The organism is Tateyamaria pelophila, from assembly GCF_019966495.1.
GTDB classification, from domain to species: domain Bacteria; phylum Pseudomonadota; class Alphaproteobacteria; order Rhodobacterales; family Rhodobacteraceae; genus Tateyamaria; species Tateyamaria pelophila.
Window position 1 is genome coordinate 1 of sequence record NZ_JAIMIA010000006.1, and the last position, 24,978, is coordinate 24,978.

Here is a 24,978-nt window from a genome sequence, read left to right on the forward strand (position 1 = left end):
ACGGCATATTGGTTGGGATGTTCATGGCATCAAATTAACCTAGCCATAACGGCCGAACAACTTGGCAATACCGTTGAACCACCAAGCGGAAAAGGTCCTGTCGGCAAGCGTCGAAAATCAAATCTCCGCGCGTGCGAGCAATTTTCGGGCTAAACCACCACCCGCACCTCGCTCACATCTCCGTCCACCTCACGGCAGGCGGCCAGGATGCGCCGTTCCAGATGGGTCTGCACATAAGCACCGTGAAACCGCGACGGCGCGCGAAGGGTCAGCCGCCCGCCTGCCCGCTCCACCCGTTCAAGCCCTGCAATCCAACTGGCATAGAGCCCCGGGTCATTGCCATGCAGCACGGCCTGCGCCAGCGCCCACTCCGTGCCGGGGCTGATATCGGGCGCGCGCACGTTTCCTTTGACCGGCATGGGCACGACGGTATCATCAGCCGCATCCCCCTGCCCCATCCGCAATTCGAAATCCGGTCCGACCGCTGGCCATTGCGGCGCCGTGTCGTCCAGCATGCGACCCAGATCGAGACCATATTGGGTCACCCGCCCCCGTGTTCCCTGACGGCGCACCACCAACCATCCGCGCGCGCGCAACAGGGCCATCTCGCGTTTGACGGTACGTTCATCGACCGACCACAGCCGCGCAATCTCGCGTTGCCCAACGGCAAGTTCATCGCGCGCCCAGTTATAGCGCGCCGTCACCAGCGTCATCAGCCGCAGGACCCGGCGTTGATCGTGTTTGCCCTGCGCCAGCGCATAGGCCCCCAAGGCTGTCAGAATATCATATTTGCGCGCAGAGGCTCCCTGGCCAACCGGCCTTAGCGTTTGCATAGCTGCCCTCGATGTTGAAAGAGCCGGGACATTGCCCGGGTCATACCTGCCTGCGGTGGGATCTGGTCCCGGCGGTTCTGGCCGCTTTTCCGCGTCTCCCTCCGATTTGCGTCTTGAGTGACGATTCTGTCAAGGGTTGATCGCACAAAGGGCGATATCCCAACCCAATTCAAAAACAAGATTTGAGGTATTAATGGTATAGGGGGACATGCAGGCTGTCCCCTGTTTGATCGCTTTTGTCACCCCATAGCTAGCGAAATGTTCCAAGCTGTCCCCCATATAAGCCGCCACATTCTAGAAAAACCTGGCATCCCGGCGAATCGCTCCCAGTCTTCAGACACCGTCAGATAAACAAGGCGTTCGGCACGGTTACGAAATGATATTCCCCTTTTGCTTTTTTTGCAAAAGCAGCGTAAATCAGAAATTGAGCACCAAAAGCGTCCCATGAGGGGCCGAAAACAGACGTCCCCGCGGGGACAAACCCACAGGCAGACCATGTTTACCCATTCAGACCTCGCCAAATTACAAGCCCAGTCGCTCAAGATGCAGGGCTTTATCCGGCAGCAGACCTACTCGCCGCAAAACGAGAAGACGCTGCGCCGGTTTTCCAGCTGGGAAGTGGCGGAGCTGATCTTCAAGGCCAACCAATCCACCCTGCGCGGACGTCTTGCCGCCGATCCCTCCCTGCCCCAGGGCATCGTCGAAGAGGACGGACGCCAGCGCTGGTATTCCCTCGAAGAGATCAACGAACTGCGCCGCCGCATCAAGGTGAACCGCAAGTCGCTCATGCCGTACCGCCCGCCCGGAAAACGCGCGATCCGCGCCGCCATCGCCAACTTCAAGGGCGGGGCCGGCAAGTCGACGGTGGCGCTGCACTTTGCCCATGCCGCCGCCCTCGATGGCTACCGGGTGCTTTGTATCGATTTCGACCCGCAGGCCACGCTCAGCCATTCCATGGGCCTCTCGGACGTGGCCGAAGAATACACGGTCTGGGGGATCATGGCGCGCGATCTGGCCAATGAAACCGACCGGATGAACTCTGCCATGCACGGCGCGGAATCGGGCGCCGCCCTGCCGCAACGCCGCCTGCCCGCCGCGATCACCGACATGGGGCTGTCGGACCTGCGCGCCTCGGATTTCATCAAGCCGACGAACTGGCCCACCATCGATATCGTGCCCTCCTGCGCCAACGCGGCCTTTGTCGAATTTGCCTCCGCCCAATACCGGCACCTCAACCCGGAATGGTCCTTCTTTGCGCCGGTGTCGCGCTTCCTCGATCAGCTCAGCCCCGACGCCTACGACCTGATTATTTTCGACTGCCCACCCGCCATCGGCTATCAATCCATGAATGCGGTTTTTGCCGCCGATGTGCTCTATGTCCCTTCTGGCCCCGGCTATTGGGAATACGATTCCACGACGTCCTTCATCGGCCAGCTTGCCGAAGCGCTGGAGGATCTCAGCCGTTTCAACGGGCTTGTCCCCGAGGGGACGATGACACTGCCCAAGACATTTCTCGACTTGCGGTTCCTGCTGACGCGCTACGAGTCCGGCAACGAATTGCACCGGGCCATGCAGGGCGCGTTCCAGAAAGTGTTCGGGGATCGGGTCTGTGAACATCCGATCGAGATGACACGGGCCGTCGAACAATCGGGGCGCTTTTTATCGAGCATCTATGAAATCGACTACCGCGACATGACGCGCGAAACCTGGCGCCGCGCCCGCGCCTCGTTCGACCGCGCCTATGATGAATTCAAGACCAATTTGGGTGACGCCTGGGACAAGCTGGAGGATGAGGCATGAGCAAGCGCCGCGTATTCGATATCGACTTTGAACCGGAAGCCGATATGGCTTCCGACACCCCTGCCCCGGCGGATGAACCCGCACGCCGCGGTCCGATGGCCGCTGCAATTTCCGAGAACGCCGACGCGCTGACGGAACGCAAGTCCGCCGAAGCCGCGATCCGTGCCGAAAACGATCGGCTGGCCCATGAATACGTCTCGCTGAAAAAAGACGGCGCAATCGTTGCGCGCCTCCCCATCGACGACGTGAAAATGACCAAGCTGACCCGCGACCGGGGCAAGGGTGAGGATACCGAGTTCAACGAATTGAAAACCTCGATCCGCGACATCGGCCTGTCCAATCCGATCCAGGTCGAAGACACGGGGCATGGCTATGAGCTGATCCAGGGCTACCGCCGTCTTGCGGCTTATAGGTCCCTTTACCAGCAAACCGGGGACAAGAAATTTTTGACCATTCCCGCCACATTGGTGGCCAGGGGAGAGGCGCTTGAAAACCTCTACCGCCGGATGGTCGACGAAAACCTCGTGCGGCGCGACATTTCCTTTGCGGAGATGGGCCAGCTTGCCTCGTCCTATGCCCGCGAAACCGGGGTTCCGCTCGGCGATGCCATCGCCACGCTCTACGCATCGGCGGGCCGACAGAAACGGAACTACATCGCCCATTTCAGCACGCTGATGGACCTGATCGGTGACAAGCTGACATTCCCCGAAGCGATCCCACGGTCGCTTGGCCTGAAGCTGATCAAGGGGATGGAGGAGTATCCGCGGATGCGGCGGCATCTTGGCACTGTTCTGGATAATCACAAACCGCATAACGCCGCGGCGGAACTGGCCCTGTTGAACAAGGTTCTGGCTCCCAAGACGGTCGATGGCCCGACGGGTCCGTCGACGTCCTCCAAGACCACGATCCGCTTGAACCGACGTTCCGGGAACGTGAAAGTGACCGGCGCACGCGGCAAGATCGAAGTCCAGATGAACAAGGATTTCGGTGCCGTGGATGCCCGAAAACTTGAGGCCGGCGTGCGGGCGCTATTGGATCAATTGGGTCTCTAAACACCATGTTTGGCAATGATTGAACGAACAAGGTCCGCAGTCTCTGCGGGCCTTTCTTCGTGCAGCAGATGGCCCAGCCCCTGCATGTGATGCACCTGCGCTCCGGGGATCAGCCGTGCGGCGTCCTCGGACACTTCGGGCGCCACGGTCTTGTCCTTGTCACCGACGATGAAATGCACCGGGCCCTGATGATCCGGCAGGCTGTCCAGCAATGGGTTGAGTTGCCATTGCGCCATCATCAAAAGCGTCCCGTCCACATGATTTCTGTCCGCAACAAGGCGGCGGTAGAGATCGAGGCCCTCGGCATCCAGATCAGAGCCGGTTGAGCCGATCAGGGATTTGATCCGGTCCGGGTTGGACGACGCGCCGGAGAACAATCTGGCGCTGAACGGGATGGCAGCCAGCGCCTTGGCCATGGCGGGAAACAACAGACCGGCGAGGCCTTTGAATTCGCTGAGGGCCGCGTTGATGCCGATCACCAAGGGCGACTGTCCCCGCGGGGACAGATCCGGCTGCGCGAGCCGCAGCGCGACCGCTCCGCCCGCCGAATGCCCGATGATCACATCCGGATCCCATCCTTCCTGCGCGCAAAGCGCGGCGATGTCCTGCGCCATGGCATCGAGCCCGGATCGGTGGCGTGCGCCAAGCTGGGTGAAGCCATGGCCGGGCAGGTCCAGCGCGACAACGTGATGGGTTTCCGCAAGGATGCGCAGAAGCTCCCTGTAGCTGTGTGTGGAGCCACCGGCCCCATGGAGCATGAGAATGGTTTTGCCTTCGCCTGCTTCCTGAACATGCCAGCGGTGAACCGGCCCCTGAACGCGCCGGGACAACGCCGCGTTGGGCCAGTCAGAGATCGTGCTCCAGTCCATGGCTCACGCGTCCAGCGCGGCAGTGACAGCGTCGGTGAGGCGCTCTGCGTTTGCGCGTGGCAACGGGATGTAAGGCGCATTCATAATGCGCCCCAAGGCTTGCAATGCAGGTTGTGGGCGGTTGGACATGTCGAGGACCAGAGCGGAAATGCCGGACCCGCGCAGCACGCTCGCCATTTGCTCGGCGTCCGCACCGGCTTGCGCCCGGTTTGCGCTCCCGTCCAGAGCGATGTTCGCACGGCCGTCGGTAATCAGGATCACAGTCGGCGTCAGACCCTTGGAGCGCGATTGTTGTCCCAGCAGCATCGCGTGCTGGAGCCCGGATGCCAGCGGCGTGCCGCCGCCACCGGGCAGGGCGGACAAGCGCCGTTTTGTCTGGACCAGCGACCGGGTGGGCGGCAACAGTGTCTCCGCTTCGGTGCCGCGGAAGGCGATCAGTGCAACATGATCGCGGCTTGCATAGGCTTCGGCCAGAAGCAATTCGATCGCGCCCTTGGCTTCGCCCAATCGGGACATTGCGGCAGAGCCGGAAGCGTCTACGCAAAAGATCAACAGGCGGTCGGATTGCTCGGCATAGCGCTTGAGGCGGATGTCGGACGGGCGGATCAGGAGGCCAGTGCGTCCGGGCTGCTGCTGCCGCCTGAGTGGCTGCCAAGGGGCGGCGGCGCGCAGGGTCGCCACAAGATCGATGCGCGCGCTGCTTTCCAGCCGACCGGGACGAGAGGGCAGGGGGCGTCCGCGCCGGTTGCCCGTGCGGGTTTGTCCTGCCCCGGCGCCGCCCGCGCTTCGGCTTGTCCCCGCGGGGACAAGCCCCTCCAGCAGACCGGGCGGCAACAACGCCTTGACCGCCGCGATCAGCATGTCGCCGTCCGGCAGTTCAAGCTCATCGCTTTGTTGCTGCCCGTCCGCGTCATCCGGTTCGGGCGCGGGGTCTTGCTCGGGCGGGGGGGGATCGTCGGCCTCATCTTCTTGCGGAACGGTTGTTGCGCGGTGAGGAAAGACCAGCGCGGCGGCCGCTTCCACATCGCCTTCCATCAATGCATCCCGGCCATTCAGGCGCGCATGGGCCCGCGCCGCATGCAAGGCCAGCGTTGGCGCGCGCAGAGAGTGGATGCCGAAAGCTGCCGCCAGTTCGGTAAGCTGGATCAGCGCATCGGCAATCTGGATCGGTGCGCCCGCCGCGATGGTCAGGGGGGCCGCCCAGTTGCGCGGGCGACGCCCCACGGGTTCGATGTGAAAGGCGAGCCGTTCGGAGAGGGCCGCCGCAACATGTTCGTCCGGCTCTGCGCCCTCGTCGATGGCCAAAATCCCCTGTGTCAGAGACTGATCCATCAAGCTCGCGAGCTTGGCTGCGAGTGTCGGGGTGCAGCGTTCGGCCATCGGGAGGATAACAATGCAAGGATTTGCAAAGAACCCTTTTGTTTCAATGATTTGAGAGGAGGCAAGTGTCGCGCTGAGATCAATGCCGCCAAAAAGCTGCTCATCGGAGATGGTGCCGGGCATCTTGCGCAGGGGCAGGGGGCTGTCGAAGCTGGCAAGCATCGCGTCCCGGTCAGGGCTTGCGCGCATGCGGATAACGGCACCGCCCAGTCCCGCAGGATCGACGGCCAGCAAGCGGAGCGCAAGGGCGGCCATATGCCAGCTGTGATCACTCATGGGGCAGGGCAGGGGGTGCGTGGGTTGGTCCCTCTGACGCCAACCCGTAAGGCGGAGGCATCCTCCGCCATGCCTCAGTCGCCACAGGCACCATCAGCCAAGCACCGTTTCGACGGTGCGGGCCACGCGGGTGCCGCTTCCGGCCTCGTCCAACGGGTCGCGGCGCAAACGGTGGCTGAGGGTGATGGGCGCGATGGCCTTGAGGTGGTCGCGAGTCAGCACCTTGTCCTTCTGATAGGCGGCCAGGGCGCGGGCGGCCCGCAGCAGGGTCAATTCGCCCCGCAGACCGTCGCTGCCTAAAGCGATGCAAAGCTCTGCGCAGTCGTGCAGGATGGCGTCAGGCGTTTCCACCGCTGGCAGGGCCTTGCGGGCAGCCAGGATCTTGCGTCGGATCGTGGCATCTTTCTTGGAGTAGATTTCCATGAAGCTGTCGAAATCCGTCTCGAAGGCATCGCGGCGCTTGATCACTTCGATCCGCTGGGCCACGTCGTTGGGGCTGCGCACCTCTACCGAAAGGCCAAAGCGGTCCAGCAATTGCGGGCGCAATTCGCCTTCTTCGGGGTTGCCGGAACCGACCAGAACAAAGCGCGCGGGATGGCGGATCGAGAGCCCTTCGCGCTCGACCACGTTTTCGCCCGATTGCGCCACGTCGAGCAGCAGATCGACGATGTGGTCTTCCAGCAGATTGACCTCGTCGATGTAGAGATAGCCGCGATTGGCCCGCGCCAGCAGGCCCGGCTCAAACGCCTTTTCGCCCCGCGTCAGAGCCCGTTCGATATCGAGTGCGCCGACGACCCGGTCTTCGGTCGCGCCGAGGGGCAGGTCGATCACCGGGGTCGGCTTGTTGACGGCCTTTGTGTTGGCGATCTCCGCCCAATCGGGGCATTCGTCATATGTGGCGGCGTTGATCGGGCACCCCGCCACGGCCTTGATCGGCGGCAAGAGGGCGGCCAGCGCCCGCACGGCGGTGGATTTGCCCGTGCCGCGATCCCCGAACACCAACACGCCGCCGATTCCGGGATCAATCGCAGTCAGGATCATCGCCTGTTTCATATCGGTCTGGCCGACGATTGCGGAAAAGGGGAAGGGGGTCTTGCTCATGAAAGGTCCAGTCCTTGCAAGGGGCTCTTGCCGCCCCAGGTGCCGGTATCGCCAAGGATTGCGAAGCGGGCATATAATTCTTCCTTGAACCACGCGCCTTCGCGCACGGCCTTGATGGCTTCGGCATGGGGCCCGCCTTGCTGTCGTGCGAAGGCGGCCATTTCGGTGGCGCCGGGCCAGATCGAGAAGGTGATTTGGTGCAGCATCGGCACTTCGCCGATCCCGATCTTGAACACCACGTTCGGGTCCTTGCCGATCACGGCCGAAATATCGGGCACGCGGCTCCAGAATCTGGGCAGGATGCCGGGCTTGATCGTCGCGCGGGTGAGCGCGGCCAGTGGCCCACTTTCAGGCTCTGACACGGGCAAAAACGGCTCTTGCCCGCTCCAGTTGCCCCGCGCCGAAGTCGGGGTCAGGAAAATCGTCCAGTCTTCGGTGGCGCGTGCGCGATATTTTTGGAAGATCGTGGTGTTGGCCACCCGGTCGCGGGCGGTCTCCACATCCGGCCATGTGCACAATATAGCATAGACTGCGGTGTTGGGCCGGGGCGTGAACCCTTCGCCCGTTCCGGAGCCGCAAAGTTTCCAGAATCCGATATCCGGCACGCGCGGCATCGCCAGACGGGCAGCGCCCATCATGGTCAAAGCCCAGGCGCGGTCCTGCCACCGATCGAAGCGGAAGAAAGAAAGTGTCGTCGTCTGATTCATGTCTTTGCACTGTATGCGTGCCTTTGGGCACAGAAGTTAAGCCTATCGGTCGAAAATAAATTGTCAACTAAACTAGACACATCTAGTGTGGTGAGAACATGACACGCATTGAACATATCGAATCGACCGAAAGTGGGACAGCAAACCGGGCAATCGTGATTGGTGCCGGTCTGGGCGGTCTTGCATCAGCCATGCGCCTGGGCGCAAAGGGCTATAAAGTCACCGTCATCGACAAGCTGGATGTGCCGGGAGGGCGGGGTTCCGCCATCTGGCAGGACGGCTATCGCTTTGACCTTGGCCCAACCATCGTGACGGTCCCGCAGTTGTACAAAGAGCTGTGGGCCGCCTGTGGCAGGGATTTTGCCAGCGATGTCGAGTTGAAGTCCCTCGACCCATTTTACGAGATCCGCTGGCCGGACGGGACCAAGTTCGTGGCCCAGCAGGACACCGACAAGATGCGCGCAGAAGTGGCCAAGATTGAGCCGCGTGACGTGGCCGGTTTCGACAAGTTCCTCAAGGACAGCGAGCGTCGGTACTGGTTCGGTTTCGAGGATCTGGGGCGCCGCTCCATGCACAAGCTGTGGGATCTGATCGAGGTCTTGCCCACTTTTGTGCGTTTACGGGCGGACCGGTCGGTTTACGCCCATGTGGCCAAGCGGTTTCGCAATGAAAAGCTGCGCATGGCGTTTTCGTTCCATCCTTTATTCATCGGTGGGGACCCGTGCCATGTGACGTCGATGTATATTCTGGTCAGCTATCTCGAAAAGGAATTTGGCGTCCATTATGCGATGGGCGGTGTGGCCGGTATGGCCCAGCGGATGGCCGAAGTGATCGAGGATCAGGGCGGCACATTGCTGATGCAGACCGAGGTGGACGAGATCGTCGTCCGCGATGGCAAAGTGCGCGGTGTGCGCCTGGGGTCGGGTCTTGAGCTTGGAGCCGATGTTGTCGTCAGCAACGCCGATGTGGCCCACACCTATGACAGCCTGATGCGTTCCGCCCCCAAAAAGCGCTGGACGCCCAAGCGCCTCAAGAAGACCCGGTATTCGATGAGCCTGTTCGTCTGGTATTTCGGAACGAAGGGCACTCGGGGCGACTGGGCCGATGTGGGGCATCACACGATTCTGAATGCGCCGCGCTATACCGGCCTGCTGGACGATATCTTCATGAAGGGCAAGCTGGCGGACGACATGAGCCTTTACGTCCATCGGCCTTCCGTAACTGATCCGACCGTTGCGCCCAAAGGCGACGACACCTTCTATGTCCTGAGCCCGGTGCCCCATCTGGGCCATGGTGGCGTAGACTGGAAAACAGAAGAAGCGGCTTACAAGGCCAAGATGCTCAAGGTTCTCGAAGACCAGCTTTTGCCCGGATTAGGGTCGAAAATTGTCAGTGAAAAGGTGTTCACCCCCGAGACGTTCCAGGATCGGTACCTGTCTAAACACGGGTCCGGTTTCTCGATCGAGCCGCGCATTTTCCAAAGCGCGTGGTTCCGACCCCATAACATCTCGGAAGAGGCAGAGGGCCTGTATCTGGCCGGGGCAGGGACCCACCCGGGCGCCGGTGTGCCGGGCGTCATCTCGACGGCCGAAGTGCTGAGCCAGCTTGTACCGGATGCCGTCAAATGATGGACCCGCGCGATCTTGAAGCCTGCAACGAAGCCATCCGCCACGGTTCCCTCTCTTTTCATGCGGCCTCGAAATTGCTGCCCAAACATGTGCGGGATCCAGCGCTTGCGCTTTACGCGTTTTGTCGGTTGGCCGATGACGAAGTGGACCTGAAGGCCGAAAAGGCCGACGCTGTGCTGCGGTTGCGCGATCGGCTGGACATGGTCTATGACGGTCGGCCGGAAAATGCGGCCCCTGACCGGGCGTTTGCGGCGGTGGTTGAACAGTTCGAGATGCCGCGCACGCTGCCGGATGCCCTGCTGGAAGGGCTGGCCTGGGACGCCGAAGGGCGGACCTATGCCACGCTGAGTGGTGTGCGGGATTATTCGGCGCGGGTCGCTTCGGCGGTGGGCGCGATGATGTGCGTCCTGATGGGCGTGCGCGATGCGGATGCGCTGGCGCGGGCCTGTGATCTGGGCGTGGCGATGCAGTTGACGAATATCGCCCGCGATGTGGGCGAGGATGCGCTGGAGGGGCGGCTCTATCTGCCGACCGACTGGCTGGACGAAGAAGGCATCGATCGCGAAGCTTTCTTTGCAAACCCCTGCGCAGACAATGCTGTGCGGCGCATGGTCAAACGTTTGGTGATGGAAGCGAACCGGCTCTATTACCGGTCCGAGGCGGGCATTGCGGCCCTTCCGAAAGCGTGTCGGCCCGGGATCTATGGCGCACGATTCATTTATGCCGGGATTGCGGGACGGTTGACGGCGATGGACTATGACAGCGTGTCGTCGCGGGCGCGGACCTCCAGGACGCAAAAGCTTGGCTGGATGGCGCAATCCCTGGCCCTGAGCGGGGTCAGCATGGTGATGCCGCAATCTGCGGTGCTCTACGCCAAACCTCTGCCGGAAGTGGCGTTTCTGGTGGACGCGGCGGCCCGGAACACCGCGCCGGATCGCAGCGACAGTCTGTTTGAAGCCCTGGCCGCGCTTGAGTTGCGGCGTCAATCTGATCGCGCCACCTTGCTAAGAGGCTAAATACCTCTATCTTGCAGGAATGTTCTGGCTTCTTTTCTGCATATTCTTTGCCGCTTGCCTGGGGGCTGGTGTGACGGGTGGACTATTCTCGCCCGGCCCGTGGTATCGTGCGTTGTCGAAGCCGGCATGGACACCGCCGGACTGGGTGTTTCCGGTTGTCTGGATGGTGGTTTACACCTGTATGGCGGCGGCGGGGGCACGTGCTGCGATGGCCCCCGACAATGGAATGGCGATGGCGTTCTGGGCTATGCAAATCGCCTTCAACGGCCTCTGGACGCCCGTGTTTTTTGGACTTCAAAACATCCGGCTGGCCATGGGAGTAATTGTGATTCTCTGGCTGGCCGTCTTCAGCGCAATGCTGGCGCTCTGGCAGGTGGACATGATTGCCGGCCTGTTGTTCGTGCCTTATCTGGTGTGGGTCACCATTGCAGGCGCTCTAAATGCGTCTGTGTGGCGGTTGAACCGTGAAGAGGCCGCCAAAGCTCCTGTGCAAATCAGCTGATCCGCTCTTCATCTTGCAAGAAAAACTCCCCCCGGAGGGTCCCGCACGTGCAGCACGTGCGTTGCATTGGGTTGCTTGTGCGGGATGAGGGGCCAGCCCCTCATACTCCCCGGAGTTTTTTCAGCAAGATGAAGAGCGGATCAGTCGAATGTCCATCTGGACCGTCGTGGCACACGCACGGCCAGCATGGGTTTGAGCAAGGCCGAGCGGAACCGCGTGAGATCGAGCGCTTCGTGCACGCCGGTGACCGTTTCGCCGTTCAATGTCGTCTCGACCGCGGACCGTGAATAAAATGGGGCATCCAGCATGCTTTGCACTTGCCGGGCCGGTTTGCCCGGGTCCCCGCGGGTTTCGCGTTTGACGGCCCAGAGCGAGCGTCGCATCGGGGCTTTGGGGGGCAATGGAATTGATTTCCCGGTGCCCTTTGCATCAAAGCTGAAGGCGGCGGCCAGTTCGGATCCGTCGCGCCGGGTGGCATCGTAAAAGCATGTGGCCCCGTTTGCGGTCGGGTATCGGCCCCAGGTCCAGTAGGAGAAGTCTTCTTCCAACGCGCGGGTGCCGAAATTGGCGTCAAAATATCCCTCGCCGGACCATTGCCAGCCGGGCCGGTCGATATCGACCTCGATGTGCGAGCGTGGCGCGAAGGGACGCCAGATATGCGCGCCATCGTCCGTGAGAGCCAGTTCGACGCGTGTCAGGGCGGAGGGCGTGACCCTGATCTGTCCCTTGATCCGGTTGATGAGTGGGGGCGATGACATCTCGTTGATGTCGATGATCAGTTGATCATTCTCCCACCGCATGGAGGACGGGCCCACCTCGAATTTCGTTTCGGACTGCCGCAGCGCCGATTGGCCCCGGTCCGTCATGGTGAACCTGCCGCCGGGCCCGTAGGTCGCGACGTTGATGCAGACGTGATTTTGCGGGTTCTTCCGCCCCGACCAACGGTACCAGGGGGAAAAGACCGACCCGATGAAGCCGATCACCGAGACCGCGCGCGTGCCGCAGTCGCTCAGGCCGTCGACATACCACCACGCATAGCCGTTCGGCCCGACGGCGACGTCGAAGTTAGGTCGCTCACGATCGCCTCGGCCGCGTGCCGGGCGGAGAGGGTGGCCATCGGCACCCCTGCCCCCGGATGCGTCCCGCCCCCCGCCAGATAGAGGTTCGCGATTTGCGTGCGCGCTGTCGGCCTTTGCAGGGCGGCGGTCAGCCCGTGCGGCGTTTGCCCATAGAGTGCGCCCATGCTGGCCGGGAACATCTGCCCGAATTTCTGTGCTGTCGTTATCGAAGCTGTCGTAGGTGTCGGGCTGAAATGCATCCCGTGCACCGCCATCTGCTGTGTGATCTGATGAAGCCATGGGTCGAGGTCCTCGGGGTCTGTTGTCTCTGGGGTTGCCGGCGCATTGGTGATGATCTCGAACCGTTCGAGATCTGGCGGGGCTTTGTGTTGCCCTCGATCCAGTGCGCAGATGTAAAAGCTGGGATTTTCTGGAACGCGGTCGGCCATGAGGTCGCGAAACTCATCTTCGGCGTCGCAGTTGAAAAACACGTTGTGATGCGCCAGGTCCGGTCCGTGCGGCGTGGCCGCAAAGCTCAGCACGCGGGCGGAAAAGCTGCGCTCCGCCTTGCCAGTCTGCGCGGCGACATGGGATGTACTTGCCCCGAAAGCGCCGGTGGCCAGCGCCCGGGGGTCGCCTGCATGGACAAGCACATCACAGCCCATCCGCGTGCCGTCGCTCAGATGAATGGCCGCGATCCGTCCGGAGTCTGCTTCGATCCGGTCCACATGTGCGTCTGTCTGGATATCGACCCCTTGGGCGACAAGGATCCCCTGCAGCGCCTCCGTCAGCTTGTGCATGCCGCCTTTGACCACCCAGACGCCGCCTGCTTCGGCCTGCCAGATCAGCGACAGAAGGGCGGGCGCGTGCGTCGGGCTGCCCCCGACATAGGTGGCGTAGCGCCCGAAGAGTTGCCGCAGCCTTGGATCATCGAAGGAGGATTTGAGCAGCGATTTGAGCGTCGAAAGCGGCGCCATCGCGGGAATCAGTTTCGGGTGTCTCAGGACATGTGCCGTCAGAGCGCCGAGTTTTGGGGCCGGAGCCTGCATCATGGGAGCATCGAATGCGTCAAAGAGGGCGCGCGTGCGGGCGCAGAACCTTGTGAATTGCCGCGCCGCAGTGCTGCCTGCGAAGGTGGCGATTGCCGTGGTGCTGAGCGCTTCGTCTGCATAAAGGTCGAGCGACGTGCCGTCGGGCCAGAAGTGTCGTGCCACCGTATCCTGCCGCACGAGGGTCACGTGATCGTCCAGCGCTTCGCCTGCACAGGCAAAGAGGTCGTCAAAGACATGGCGCATGGTCAGGACGGTCGGTCCAGCGTCGATGGGCCCGGCGGGGGAGGGGATGGTTCTGATCTTGCCGCCCACCTCTGCGTGCCGCTCGAGCAGCGTCACATGCAACCCGGCGGCCCGCAAACGCAGCGCGCAGGCCAGACCCGCGATACCGGCGCCTATTATTATAGCGCGGGTGGGCGTTGAGGTGTCGGATGTGCGCATTGGACCCTTTCGATCACAGGCTATGTTTGCGATTGTTGACTCGCGTAGCCAATGTGTCCAGTATGGTTTACACTTCAGTGTCGCGCAAGCATTACACTCCACCCCGCCGAGGAGGCATTTATGGGTCTGAACACACGGATCGAAGCAGCGATCGCACACGCGGTCGAAGTGGGACAGGGACGCACAGCGACACCCCCGAAATTGGCCAAGGCCCTTGAATATGCCACCGCGCCCGGTGGCGCGCGTATCCGGCCGACGATTCTAATGTCCGTGGCGATGGCCTGCGGCGATGACCGCCCGCAGGTTTCGGATGCGGCGGCGGCGGCTCTTGAGTTGATCCACTGTGCCAGCCTCGTACATGATGATCTGCCCTGCTTTGACGATGCAGATGTGCGCCGGGGCAAGCCTTCGGTGCATCGCGCCTTTTCCGAACCTTTGGCGGTGTTGACGGGGGACAGCCTGATTGTGCTGGCCTTCGAAATTCTGGCCCGCCAGTCGGCGCAGGCCCCGGACCGTGTGGCCCAATTGATCATGACGCTGGCCCAACGCACTGGCATGCCCGGTGGGATCTGTGCGGGTCAGGGCTGGGAGAGCGAAGACGAGATTGATCTGAGCGCCTATCATCAGGCCAAAACCGGGGCCTTGTTTATTGCCGCGACCCAGATGGGCGCGGTGGCCGCGGGCCAGGAGGCTGAGCCGTGGTTTGAGCTGGGCGCGCGCATCGGCGAGGCCTTTCAGGTCGCGGATGATCTGCGCGACGCGCTTTATGACAGTGAGACCCTCGGCAAGCCCGTGGGCCAGGACGATCTGCATGGTCGGCCCAACGCGGTGACCGAACTGGGCGTCCAGGGCGCAATCAGTCGTCTCAAGGATATTCTGGGCGGGGCTATCGCCTCGATCCCATCGTGCCCGGGCGAGGCGCAACTGGCCGAAATGGTGCGCATGTACGCGGAACGCCTGACACCTGTCGTGTCGAGCCAGCGCGTCCCCGGAGAGTGATGTCAGAGACGAGTGACATGCCGGTTTGGCGGGGCGGTTGGATCAATCGCCTTGTGGCCAAGCCCGGATTTCAAAGCTGGGCCAGCCGCTTTCCCCTGACCCGGGGCCGCGCGCGCGCGGATGGGTCTGCGCTTTTCGATATTGTTCAGGGATTTGTTCAAAGTCAGGTGCTGCTGGCGCTGGTCGAGTTGCAGGTGTTTCACCGCCTCACGGCGGGGCCGTTGTCGGCCAAGGATCTGGGCCATGCGCTGGATATTCCTGTCGACCGGATGCAGGTCGCGTTGCAGGCCGGGGCGGCGCTTGGGTTGCTCAAGCGCAAACGGGATGGGCGCTTTGCTCTGGCGCGCAAGGGGGCTGCCCTGATGGGTGTGCCCGGACTGGAGGCGATGATTCGCCATCACCGCGCCTTTTACGATGACCTGCGGGACCCGGTGAAATTGCTGCGCGGGCCGGACGAGACCGAGCTGTCCAAGTTCTGGCCCTATGTTTTTGGCGCGGACGTGCCCGCTCCCGAAGCGGCGGTCTATTCCGATCTGATGGCCCAATCCCAAAAGCTGGTGGCGGAAGACACGTTGCGTGTCGTGTCCTTCAAGGATGTGTCACATTTATTAGACATAGGCGGTGGCACGGGCGCGTTCCTGGAAGCGGCGGGCAACGCAGCGCCGAATATGCAAATGACCCTGTTTGATTTGCCGCCCGTGGTCCCGGATGCCGAGGCGCGTTTTGCAAAGGCGGCGATGGCCGATCGGGTGACGATTGTACCCGGTTCTTTCCGCGATGATTCTTTGCCCGGCGGGGTCGATGCGATTTCCTTGGTGCGCGTTCTGTATGATCATGCCGATGACACGGTGCGTGCGCTTTTGGCCAAGATTTACGAGGCTTTGCCTGTCGGTGGGCGTCTGATCGTGTCAGAGCCGATGGGCGGTGGCGCGCGCCCGGATCGGGCGGGCGACGTTTATTTCGCCCTTTATACAATGGCGATGCAAACCGGGCGGGCCCGGTCCGCCGGGGAGATTTCCGACCTGTTGGCAGAGGCGGGATTTGACCGGATCACGGCGCATAAATCGGCGCGTCCCTTTGTGACGCAGGTGGTCACGGCCGTGCGCTCAGAATGAAAGTGATCCAATGTGTCAATTCTAATTGACACATTGCCCTGTCTAACTAATATGACATGAAAGACATAAACCGCGCTTCTGAGTCTCTGCTCGGAGATCGCGGGCCACAGCCAGCAACCCGGGAGATCGCATTGGAAACCGCAGCCGTCCTTCTGAAAGGTCCGAAAGATCTCGATCTGGACACTCTGGTGCTGAACGCGCCGGGCGCTTCGGATCTGGTGGTCGATGTCACTCATTCCGGGATCTCGACCGGGACCGAAAAACTGTTCTGGACCGGTGAGATGCCGCCCTTTCCGGGCATGGGTTATCCGCTGGTGCCGGGATACGAAGCTGCTGGTGAAGTGGTGGAGGCGGGTCCGCTGACAGGCTTCAAGCCGGGCGACCGCGTTTTTGTTCCGGGGGCCAATTGTTACGAAGACGCCTTTGGCCTTTTCGGCGGCGCGGCGGCGCGCGTTGTGACCGATGCCGCACGTGTGACGCGAATCGATGCAGGTTTTGGCGCGGAAGGCGCATTGCTGGCTCTCGCGGCCACGGCGCGCCACTCGATGGCCGGAATGAACAAGGCCGTGCCGGACCTGATCGTGGGTCACGGCGTGTTGGGCCGGTTGCTGGCGCGCCTTACCATTGCCGCCGGTGCACCGGCTCCGATGGTCTGGGAGATTGACCCGGCCCGCCGCGAAGGGGCGATGGGCTATGAGGTTATGGATCCGGCCGAAGATGAGCGCCGCGATTACACATCCATCTATGACGCGTCGGGGCAGGGCAGCCTGCTGAACGATCTGGTGGGCCGCATCGCCAAGGGTGGCGAGATCGTCCTGGCCGGGTTTTATACGACGCCTTTGTCTTTCGCCTTTCCGCCGGCCTTCATGAAGGAAGCCCGGTTCCGCGTGGCCGCCGAATGGACCCGCGAAGATCTGTCCGCGACCCGTGCGTTGGTCGAGGCCGGGGCGCTGAGCCTTGGTGGATTGATCACACATACAAGACCCGCCGCCGATGCGCGGATGGCTTACGAGCAGGCGTTTACGGACGCGTCCTGCCTGAAAATGATTTTGAAGTGGGAGCATTGACCGTGAAAGACGAAGTACCGAATCTCAAGGATTTCGATCAACGCCTGCGTGATGAAGCTCATGAGGATCTGGCGGATATCGTTTCTGAAGAGCCCACATCGAAAACCCAGATCATTGCGATCTATGGCAAGGGCGGCATCGGTAAATCGTTCACGCTGGCCAACCTCAGCCACATGATGGCCGAGCAGGGCAAGCGCGTGCTGTTGATTGGCTGCGACCCGAAATCCGATACGACCAGCCTGTTGTTTGGCGGCAAGGCGTGCCCGACCATCATCGAGACATCGACCAAGAAGAAGCTGGCCGGTGAAGAGGTCAAGATCGGCGACGTCTGCTTCAAGCGCGGTGGCGTGTTCGCCATGGAGCTGGGTGGCCCCGAAGTCGGTCGTGGCTGTGGGGGTCGTGGGATCATTCACGGGTTTGAGCTGCTCGAAAAGCTGGGCTTTCACGATTGGGACTTTGATTACGTTCTGCTGGACTTCCTTGGCGACGTGGTCTGCGGCGGCTTTGGTCTGCCCATCGCGCGCGACATGGCGCAAAAGGTGATCCTGGTTGCGTCGAATGATTTGCAATCGCTTTATGTGGCCAACAACGTCTGTTCGGCGGTGGAGTATTTCCGCAAGCTGGGCGGCAATGTCGGCGTGGCCGGTCTGGTCATCAACAAGGATGACGGATCGGGCGAGGCGGCTGCCTTTGCTGAAGCGGTCAACATTCCGGTGCTGGCCTCCATCCCGCAGAACGATGACCTGCGCAAGAAATCTGCCAACTATCAGATTGTCGGCACCGCCGAATCTGAATGGGGTGCGATGTTTGCCAGCCTTGGCGACAATGTGGCCGTGGCCCCGCCGGTGCGTCCGGCTCCGCTGGACCCCGACGCCTTGCTGAACCTGTTTGATGCGTCCGAGACGGGCGGCGATTACGTCCTTGTCCCGGCAACGGATATCGACATGCGTGGCAAGAATGCCGAGCCGGTCGCGTCCCTCGAAGTTGTGTATGACGACGCATGAGTGATGAGGTGACATATGACGCCGCCGCTGAGGCAAAGGTGACCGTGGGACATCCGCGGGACTCCGAGATGCCAGCGGTCGAAGCGGGCGTGGACGGCCTCGGCTGCCACTCCGGTTCCGAGATGGAGAAGGCGGCCCGCATGGCTGGCAACTCCGAGATGCTGGACAAGTTCGCGGCAGACTATCCGCAAGGCCCGCACGACAAGCCGCAATCCATGTGCCCTGCCTTTGGCAGCTTGCGCGTCGGTCTGCGGATGCGTCGGACCGCCACCGTTCTGAGTGGCTCGGCCTGCTGTGTGTACGGTCTGACTTTTGTGTCGCATTTCTACGGTGCGCGCCGATCGGTGGGTTATGTGCCCTTCAACTCCGAGACGTTGGTGACCGGAAAACTGTTCGAGGACATCCGCGAAAGCGTGCATGACCTGGCCGATCCCGACAAATATGACGCCATTGTGGTGACGAACCTGTGTGTTCCCACCGCCTCTGGTGTGCCGTTGCGGCTACTGCCCAACGAAATCAATGGTGTCCGGATCGTCGGTATCGACGTGCCCGGATTTGGTATTCCCACTCACGCTGAAGCCAAAGATGTTCTGGCTGGAGCAATGCTGAACTATGCCCGTGCCGAGGTAGAGGCAGGGCCGGTGGCGGCTCCCGTGGGTGGGAAGTCTGATCGCCCGACCGTCGCGATGCTGGGAGAGATGTTCCCGGCCGATCCGATGATGATCGGGCAGATGCTGGCGCCTCTGGGTCTGGCGGCGGGGCCGGTTGTGCCGTGCCGGGAATGGCGTGAACTTTATGCAGCGCTGGACTGTTCCGTCGTGGCCGCAATCCATCCGTTTTACACCGCCTCTGTGCGTGAGTTCGAAGCGGCGGGCCGTCCGATTGTCGGATCTGCGCCCGTGGGCCGGGACGGCACCGCCACGTGGCTGGCCAATATCGGGGCCGCTTATGGCGTGAGCGCCGAGAAGATTGCCGAAGCGCAGAATGCTGTGCTGCCTGCTATCACAGGTGCTTTGGCCGCGACGCCGATTTTGGGAACCATCACGCTGTCGGGCTATGAAGGCTCTGAATTGCTGGTCGCCCGTCTGTTGATCGAAAGCGGTGCGGATGTGCCGTATGTGGGCACCGCCTGCCCGCGCACACCGTGGAATTCGGACGATCAGGCGTGGCTGGAAGCGCGCGGCGTCAAGGTCAAGTTCCGCGCATCGCTGGAAGACGACTGTGCCGCGATGGAAGCGGTTCAGCCCGATCTGGCCATCGGGACGACGCCTGTTGTGCAAAAGGCCAAAGAGCTGGGTATTCCCGGCCTCTATTTCACCAACCTGATTTCGGCGCGTCCCCTGATGGGTGTGGCCGGGGCCGGATCGTTGGCCACCGTCATCAACGCCGCCATCGGGAACAAGACCCGCATGGATCACATGAAGGCGTTTTTTGAAGGTGTGGGCACGGGCGATACGGCAGGTGTCTGGGAAGGTACGCCGAATGTGCGTCCCGATTTCCGGGCGCAGAATCAGAAGAAGCTTGAGCGTCAGGCCAAGGCTGCCAAAGCGGCGGAGATGATCTGATGGGTGCGCAGGCGACATATGTCGGACTGGGGGTTTCACACCCCCAAACCCCCGTGGAGTTTATCTTGCAAGATGAAGCAGGGGAGGTTTCCTCGTGCTGATTGTGGATCATGATCGTGCTGGTGGCTATTGGGGTGCAGTCTATGCGTTCTGTGCCGTCAAGGGGTTGCAGGTTGTCATCGACGGCCCTGTGGGCTGTGAGAACCTACCGGTCACGTCTGTGTTGCATTACACCGATGCCTTGCCGCCCCATGAGTTGCCCATCGTGACCACGGGTCTGGGCGAAGAAGAACTGGGCCGTGACGGGACCGAGGGCGCGATGAAGCGCGCCTGGGGTACCCTTGATCCGGCATTGCCTGCCGTTGTTGTCACAGGCTCCATCGCCGAGATGATCGGCGGGGGCGTGACCCCGATGGGCACCAACATTCAGAGATTCCTGCCACGCACCATTGATGAAGATCAGTGGGAAGCGGCGGATCGTGCCATGACCTGGATCTTTACCGAGTTTGGCATGACGAAAGGGCGCATGCCGCCCGAAAAGAAACGCGAGGAAGGTGCGCGTCCTCGCGTCAATATCCTTGGTCCGATGTATGGCACGTTCAATATGCCATCCGATCTGGCCGAGATCCGGCGCCTTGTTGAAGGCATCGGCTGTGAGGTCAACATGGTCCACCCCCTGGGTGCGCATGTGGCCGAAATGCGAAATCTGGTAAATGCGGATGTGAACATCTGCATGTACCGCGAGTTCGGGCGTGGATTGTGTGAGCTTCTTGCCAAGCCATACTTGCAAGCCCCGATAGGGGTCGAGAGTACCACCAAATTCCTGCGCGCACTGGGGACCTTGGTGGGCCTCGACCCCGAACCTTTTATCGAGCGCGAGAAACACTCGACGCTCAAACCTGTGTGGGACCTCTGGCGGTCTGTCACGCAGGATTTCTTTGCCACAGCGTCCTTTGCGATCGTTGCAAACGAGACCTACACCCGCGGCATCCGTCAGTTCCTCGAGGACGACATGGGGCTGCCCTGTGCCTTTGCGGTGGCCCGCGTGGCAGGCAAGAAGACCAACAACGAAGAAGTCCGCGCATGGATGAGTCAGAAACGCCCGTTGATCGTGATGGGCAGCATCAACGAAAAGATGTATCTGGCCGAGCTCAAGGCGGGCTTTGGCCCGGCCCCGGCCTTTATTCCGGCGTCGTTTCCCGGTGCCGCCATTCGGCGGGCCACAGGTACCCCATTTATGGGATATGCGGGCGCGACCTATCTTATTCAAGAAGTGTGTAACGGACTGTTTGACGCACTCTTTCACATTCTGCCTCTGGCTACCGATATGGATGCGGCCGAGGCGACCCCGACGACCCTGCGACGCGACTTCCCATGGGATGCCGATGCGCAGGCCATGCTCGATAAGATTGTCGAGCAGCACCCCATCCTGACCCGAATTTCCGCAGCAAAAACCTTGCGCGATGCGGCTGAGCAAGCAGCCCTCGCATCTGGGGCGGACCGGGTTGTGATTGAAACTGTGCGCGCCCTCGATCCGACGCTGGCTGGATCGATTGAGACTGTTTCCGAGGAGGAAAACCATGACTGACATGACTTCGAATGTGGCCGAGCATACCCACGCCCAGTCAAAGCGCAAAACGAACAAGACCGAGTTCATGGTCTATTTCGCGATCATCTTTCTGGCGACTTTGCCGCTGGCCTGCCTGACCTGGGCCTTGGCCGCGTTCAAATCGCGCAGTTTTACAGACAAAGGACCGATGGCCCGTGCCTGGTCGCAAGCGCAGATCATCACGCCGATGATCTTCAACGCGTGAATGCGCAGAAAAATCATATGAGTTTCTTCAGCATGTGTGCGCCTGCTGAAGCACGAGACTGGACGCCTGGAGACAGGCGGACAGAGCCCGGAGGGGCTTGCCCCAAAGGACCCGGCCGCGGGGTGCGCGGTGTCAGCATAAAATTCCGGAGGAATTACTATGGCTGAAAACCTGTCTTTCACAGGTCTCACAGACGAGCAGGCGCAAGAGTTGCACGCTGTCTACATGAGCGGGCTCTGGCTGTTCACAGCCGTGGCGGTTGTCGCTCACTTGGCAGTGTTCATCTGGCGTCCGTGGTTCTAGAGAGGGATTGAAATAATGGCAAAGTTCTACAAGATCTGGCTTATCTTTGATCCCCGCCGTGTGTTTGTCGCACAAGGCGTTTTCCTGTTCCTGCTGGCGGCGATGATTCACCTCGTCCTGCTGAGCACGGAACACTTCAACTGGTTCGAACTGGCTGCTCAAAGCGCCCAGTAAGATCTCGCTGAAGCGGATCATATCATAGCTGCGGGCGGGGCGAACAGTGCGTCATCGCCCGCCCGCAGCCGACCACACTTTTTAAACGACGACTGACGACCCTGCATTGGGCCGCCCCGTCAAACGTGGAGATTATGAAGATGGCGTTGCTCAGCTTCGAAAGAAAGTATCGCGTCCGCGGAGGGACGCTGATCGGCGGCGATCTGTTCGACTTCTGGGTGGGCCCTTTTTACGTGGGTTTTTTCGGTGTCACGACTGCCTTTTTTAGCCTTCTGGGCACCATTCTGATATTCTGGGGGGCGTCCCAGCAGGGCACGTTCAACCCCTGGCTGATCAATATCGCGCCCCCTGACCTGAGCTATGGTCTGGGCATGGCGCCGCTCTTGGAAGGCGGACTGTGGCAGATCATCACGTTCTGCGCGACGGGTGCGTTCATCAGCTGGGCACTGCGCGAAGTCGAGATCTGTCGCAAGCTGGGTATGGGATACCATGTGCCGGTCGGTTTCGCCTTTGCGATCCTGGCTTATGTGACGCTGGTCATTTTCCGCCCCTTGCTGATGGGGGCGTGGGGGCATGGGTTTCCCTACGGAATTTTCAGCCACCTCGATTGGGTGAGCAACACCGGCTATGCCTATCTGCACTTCCATTACAATCCGGCGCACATGCTGGCGGTAACGTTGTTCTTTACCACCACGATCGCGCTGGCGCTGCATGGCGGGCTGATCCTGTCGGCGGCCAACCCTGAAAAGGGCGAAGAGGCCAAGACCCCGGATCACGAAGATACGTTTTTCCGCGATTATATCGGCTATTCGGTCGGCACATTGGGCATCCACCGCGTGGGGTATCTGCTGGCGCTGAACGCGGTCTTTTTCTCGGCGGTCTGCATCATCATTTCAGGCCCGGTCTGGACGGCCGGTTGGCCGGAGTGGTGGAACTGGTGGCTTGAGCTGCCGATCTGGGGTGCGAACCCGATGCCAGTGGGGATGTAAGCATGATTGAGTATCAGAATATTTTCACGCAGGTGCAGGTCCAGGGCAAGCCCGAATGGGGTATGGACGACAGCGGAGAGATGAGCGCAGAGCGCGCCGGCAAACCGTTCTTTTCCAAGCTCTTCGGCCTTTTCGGCAATGCGCAAATCGGACCGATCAACGTCAGCAGCTACGGCGTCATCTCGGCGGTCTGCTTCATGATCTGGTTCAACATCGTTGGCTTTTCGATGTTGGCGCAGGTCGGATGGTCGGTACCTGAATTCCTCCGGCAGCTGTTCTGGCTGGCGCTTGAACCTCCGGGCCCTGAATACGGTCTGAGCATACCGCCGCTGAATGAAGGTGGTGCGTTCATAATCGCGGGCATGTTCTTTCTGGTGGGCTGTGTAACCTGGTGGTTGCGGACCTATCAACTGGCGCAAGAGCACAAGATGGGCAAGCACCTCGCCTGGGCCTTTGGTGCCCTGTTGTGGCTGATCCTTGTCCTCGGTCTGTTCCGTCCGATCCTGATGGGATCGTGGAGCGAGGCGGTGCCTTACGGGATCTTCCCGCACCTGGATTGGACGACGGCCTTCTCGATCCGCTACGGCAACCTGTACTACAACCCGTTCCACTGTCTTTCGATCGTGTTTCTGTATGGATCTGTCCTGCTCTTTGCGATGCATGGCGGTACCATTCTGGCGGTCACCCGTTACGGCGGCGACCGTGAGTTGGAGCAGATCTATGACCGCGGCACGGCAACCGAACGGGCGGCATTGTTCTGGCGCTGGACCATGGGCTTCAACGCCACCATGGAAGGAATCCACCGCTGGGCGTGGTGGTTCGCAGTCCTTACCCCGATCACGGGCGGTATCGGGATCCTGCTGACCGGCACAGTCGTCGACAACTGGTTCATCTGGGCGCAAGAGCACAATTTTGCACCGATGTATGATGGCGCTTATGGCTACGAAGACTACGGGTCCTACGAAGCCTTCATTGGGAAGGAGAACTGATATGTTTCCCAAGTGGTTCGATAAATGGAACGCGGATAACCCGACCAACATCTTTGGTCCGGCGATCCTGGTCGGTGCAATCGGAAGCGCAGTCTTCGTGGCGGCCTTGGTCGTTACATGGGGCAACCCGGCGCAAACGGCCTCTCTGCAAACCGGCCCACGCGGTACGGGGATGTCGGTTCCGGAGTTCAACGTGGCCCGTCTGGCGCCCGATCCTTCGATCGAGGAGTACTACACGGAGGCGCCCTATGTGCCGGAAGGTGGCGAGGAACTGGCGAAGGACATTTACGAAAATGTTCAGGTGCTGGGTGATCTGACCGATGACAACTTCAACCGCCTCATGCTGGCCATGACGCAGTGGGTGTCGCCGGACGAAGGCTGCGCCTATTGCCACGGCGATGTGGATGTGTCGGAATACGGGGCTGATGATCTTTATACCAAGGTTGTCGCGCGCCGCATGATCCAGATGACGCAGACGATCAATGACGACTGGTACGGCCATGTGAACGCCGTCGCCGAAGTGGGGGTCAACTGCTATACCTGCCACCGCGGCGAGAATGTCCCGAGCGACATCTGGTTCCGCATAAGTCCGGTCAACGAGAATGTCGCGGGGTGGTCCGCGAACCAGAACCGTGCCACCTCTCAGAGCCAATCGACCTCACTGCCATCGGATGCGTTGGAAAAGTACCTCGAAGATGCCGAGGTGATTGCTGTGCATTCGCTCGTAAGCCGCGAGGCCGGTGTGCCGGGATTTGACGGCGTTGCCGCCATACAGAACACGGAGCGGACCTATTCGCTGATGAACTATTTCTCCAATAGTCTTGGGGTGAACTGTGTCTTCTGTCACAACAGCCGTGCGTTCTATGACGGTGCGCAAAACACGCCGCAGTGGTCTACGGCGAGCCTCGGCATCGCGATGGTTCAATCCTTGAATGCCGATTATCTGGTACCGCTGCAGGATGTCTATCCGCCAGAGCGCCTCGGCCCGATCTATGCAGATGCGCCCAAAGCGGCATGCAAGACCTGCCATAAAGGATATCAACGTCCTTTGCAGGGTCTGAACATGATCGCTGACTGGCCTGAACTGGCAGCGCCCGGAGCGCCGGTCTACGAATGAGCCGCCAAGGCGGGGGGGTACCCTCCCCCGCCTGTGCGGTGAAGATGCTGCGGGGCGCATCAAGTCTGCCCCGTGACGCCAGGCGCGGACCATTGGCTTCCTTGGTCCGGGTGCGGGATTGCAAGAT

General features: G+C 61.2%; 24 protein-coding genes. 17 read left to right on the forward strand and 7 right to left on the reverse strand.

All coding sequences use genetic code 11. The features are described from left to right. Positions 1-149 precede the first annotated feature (149 nt). On the reverse strand, positions 150-833 hold the full coding sequence (locus tag LC354_RS03480) for a hypothetical protein (protein ID WP_223421452.1): 684 nt from the start codon (positions 831-833) through the stop codon (positions 150-152). 495 nt (positions 834-1,328) lie between these two features. Between LC354_RS03480 and LC354_RS03485 the strand changes: the two genes are divergently transcribed. Then, positions 1,329-2,633: an AAA family ATPase gene (locus LC354_RS03485; protein WP_223421453.1), complete on the forward strand. Its 1,305-nt coding sequence runs from the start codon at positions 1,329-1,331 to the stop codon at positions 2,631-2,633. After that, positions 2,630-3,685, forward strand: a complete 1,056-nt coding sequence (locus tag LC354_RS03490) for a ParB/RepB/Spo0J family partition protein (RefSeq protein WP_223421454.1) — start codon at positions 2,630-2,632, stop codon at positions 3,683-3,685. Before LC354_RS03485 ends, LC354_RS03490 begins: the two co-directional genes overlap by 4 nt. On the opposite strand, the gene bchO is transcribed toward LC354_RS03490, so the two are convergent. The 4 genes from bchO to crtA all read right to left on the reverse strand — a co-directional run bounded on the left by bchO (position 3,682) and on the right by crtA (position 8,018). Further along, on the reverse strand, positions 3,682-4,554 hold the full coding sequence (bchO, locus tag LC354_RS03495; RefSeq protein WP_223421455.1) for an alpha/beta fold hydrolase BchO: 873 nt from the start codon (positions 4,552-4,554) through the stop codon (positions 3,682-3,684). The two genes, LC354_RS03490 and bchO, sit on opposite strands and share 4 nt — an antisense overlap. 3 nt (positions 4,555-4,557) lie before the next feature. After that, positions 4,558-6,210, reverse strand: coding sequence for a magnesium chelatase subunit D (locus tag LC354_RS03500; protein WP_223421456.1), 1,653 nt, complete (start codon positions 6,208-6,210; stop codon positions 4,558-4,560). A 93-nt stretch (positions 6,211-6,303) separates the two neighbouring features. Then, positions 6,304-7,311 (reverse strand): magnesium chelatase ATPase subunit I, encoded by a 1,008-nt coding sequence (gene bchI, locus LC354_RS03505; RefSeq protein WP_223421457.1) that lies wholly within the window; start codon positions 7,309-7,311, stop codon positions 6,304-6,306. Further along, entirely contained in the window at positions 7,308-8,018 is a 711-nt protein-coding gene (gene crtA / locus LC354_RS03510) for a spheroidene monooxygenase (protein WP_223421458.1), read from the reverse strand. Before crtA ends, bchI begins: the two co-directional genes overlap by 4 nt. 98 nt (positions 8,019-8,116) lie before the next feature. Here crtA and LC354_RS03515 point away from each other — a divergent pair, with 98 nt between their 5' ends. The 3 genes from LC354_RS03515 to tspO are packed head-to-tail and all read left to right on the forward strand — an operon-like array spanning position 8,117 to position 11,164. Further along, entirely contained in the window at positions 8,117-9,646 is a 1,530-nt protein-coding gene (locus tag LC354_RS03515; RefSeq protein ID WP_223421459.1) for a phytoene desaturase, read from the forward strand. Beyond that, positions 9,643-10,662 (forward strand): 15-cis-phytoene synthase, encoded by a 1,020-nt coding sequence (gene crtB / locus LC354_RS03520; RefSeq protein WP_223421460.1) that lies wholly within the window; start codon positions 9,643-9,645, stop codon positions 10,660-10,662. The genes LC354_RS03515 and crtB overlap by 4 nt, the downstream gene beginning before the upstream one ends. A 19-nt stretch (positions 10,663-10,681) precedes the next feature. Then, the gene (tspO, locus tag LC354_RS03525; RefSeq protein ID WP_223421461.1) at positions 10,682-11,164 is read left to right on the forward strand and encodes a tryptophan-rich sensory protein TspO; all 483 of its coding nucleotides are present in this window, start codon (positions 10,682-10,684) and stop codon (positions 11,162-11,164) included. Positions 11,165-11,304: 140 nt separating this feature from the next. Here the strand turns inward: tspO and crtC are convergent, their stop codons facing one another. Continuing rightward, positions 11,305-12,147 (reverse strand): carotenoid 1,2-hydratase, encoded by an 843-nt coding sequence (crtC, locus tag LC354_RS03530; protein WP_223421462.1) that lies wholly within the window; start codon positions 12,145-12,147, stop codon positions 11,305-11,307. A gap of 26 nt (positions 12,148-12,173) precedes the next feature. Continuing rightward, positions 12,174-13,715 (reverse strand): 1-hydroxycarotenoid 3,4-desaturase CrtD, encoded by a 1,542-nt coding sequence (gene crtD, locus LC354_RS03535; protein WP_223421463.1) that lies wholly within the window; start codon positions 13,713-13,715, stop codon positions 12,174-12,176. A gap of 120 nt (positions 13,716-13,835) precedes the next feature. On the opposite strand from crtD, the gene LC354_RS03540 reads away from it, so the two are divergent. The 12 genes from LC354_RS03540 (at position 13,836) to pufC (ending at position 24,851) form a co-directional block, all read left to right on the forward strand. After that, complete coding sequence (locus LC354_RS03540; protein WP_223421464.1) at positions 13,836-14,714, forward strand: polyprenyl synthetase family protein; 879 nt, start codon at positions 13,836-13,838, stop codon at positions 14,712-14,714. Continuing rightward, positions 14,714-15,829 carry an acetylserotonin O-methyltransferase gene (locus LC354_RS03545; protein WP_223421465.1) on the forward strand — a complete coding sequence of 372 codons (1,116 nt, stop codon included), beginning with the start codon at positions 14,714-14,716 and terminating at the stop codon, positions 15,827-15,829. The genes LC354_RS03540 and LC354_RS03545 overlap by 1 nt, the downstream gene beginning before the upstream one ends. Positions 15,830-15,960: 131 nt before the next feature. After that, the gene (bchC, locus tag LC354_RS03550) at positions 15,961-16,896 is read left to right on the forward strand and encodes a chlorophyll synthesis pathway protein BchC (protein WP_223421466.1); all 936 of its coding nucleotides are present in this window, start codon (positions 15,961-15,963) and stop codon (positions 16,894-16,896) included. Positions 16,897-16,898: 2 nt separating this feature from the next. Beyond that, the gene (locus tag LC354_RS03555) at positions 16,899-17,900 is read left to right on the forward strand and encodes a chlorophyllide a reductase iron protein subunit X (protein WP_223421467.1); all 1,002 of its coding nucleotides are present in this window, start codon (positions 16,899-16,901) and stop codon (positions 17,898-17,900) included. Then, a complete protein-coding gene (gene bchY, locus LC354_RS03560; RefSeq protein ID WP_223421468.1) occupies positions 17,897-19,465 on the forward strand; it encodes a chlorophyllide a reductase subunit Y in 1,569 nt (522 codons plus the stop codon). Before LC354_RS03555 ends, bchY begins: the two co-directional genes overlap by 4 nt. A gap of 94 nt (positions 19,466-19,559) precedes the next feature. Beyond that, a complete protein-coding gene (bchZ, locus tag LC354_RS03565) occupies positions 19,560-21,053 on the forward strand; it encodes a chlorophyllide a reductase subunit Z (protein WP_223421469.1) in 1,494 nt (497 codons plus the stop codon). Then, on the forward strand, positions 21,046-21,279 hold the full coding sequence (pufQ, locus tag LC354_RS03570; protein WP_223421470.1) for a cytochrome PufQ: 234 nt from the start codon (positions 21,046-21,048) through the stop codon (positions 21,277-21,279). Before bchZ ends, pufQ begins: the two co-directional genes overlap by 8 nt. Positions 21,280-21,438: 159 nt before the next feature. Continuing rightward, entirely contained in the window at positions 21,439-21,582 is a 144-nt protein-coding gene (gene pufB / locus LC354_RS03575; RefSeq protein ID WP_223421471.1) for a light-harvesting antenna LH1, beta subunit, read from the forward strand. A gap of 15 nt (positions 21,583-21,597) precedes the next feature. After that, complete coding sequence (gene pufA, locus LC354_RS03580; protein WP_187429532.1) at positions 21,598-21,756, forward strand: light-harvesting antenna LH1, alpha subunit; 159 nt, start codon at positions 21,598-21,600, stop codon at positions 21,754-21,756. 140 nt (positions 21,757-21,896) lie between these two features. After that, on the forward strand, positions 21,897-22,745 hold the full coding sequence (pufL, locus tag LC354_RS03585) for a photosynthetic reaction center subunit L (protein ID WP_223421472.1): 849 nt from the start codon (positions 21,897-21,899) through the stop codon (positions 22,743-22,745). A 2-nt stretch (positions 22,746-22,747) separates the two neighbouring features. Then, positions 22,748-23,734: a photosynthetic reaction center subunit M gene (pufM, locus tag LC354_RS03590; protein ID WP_223421473.1), complete on the forward strand. Its 987-nt coding sequence runs from the start codon at positions 22,748-22,750 to the stop codon at positions 23,732-23,734. 1 nt (position 23,735) lies between these two features. Further along, on the forward strand, positions 23,736-24,851 hold the full coding sequence (pufC, locus tag LC354_RS03595; RefSeq protein WP_223421474.1) for a photosynthetic reaction center cytochrome PufC: 1,116 nt from the start codon (positions 23,736-23,738) through the stop codon (positions 24,849-24,851). Positions 24,852-24,978: the final 127 nt, after the last annotated feature.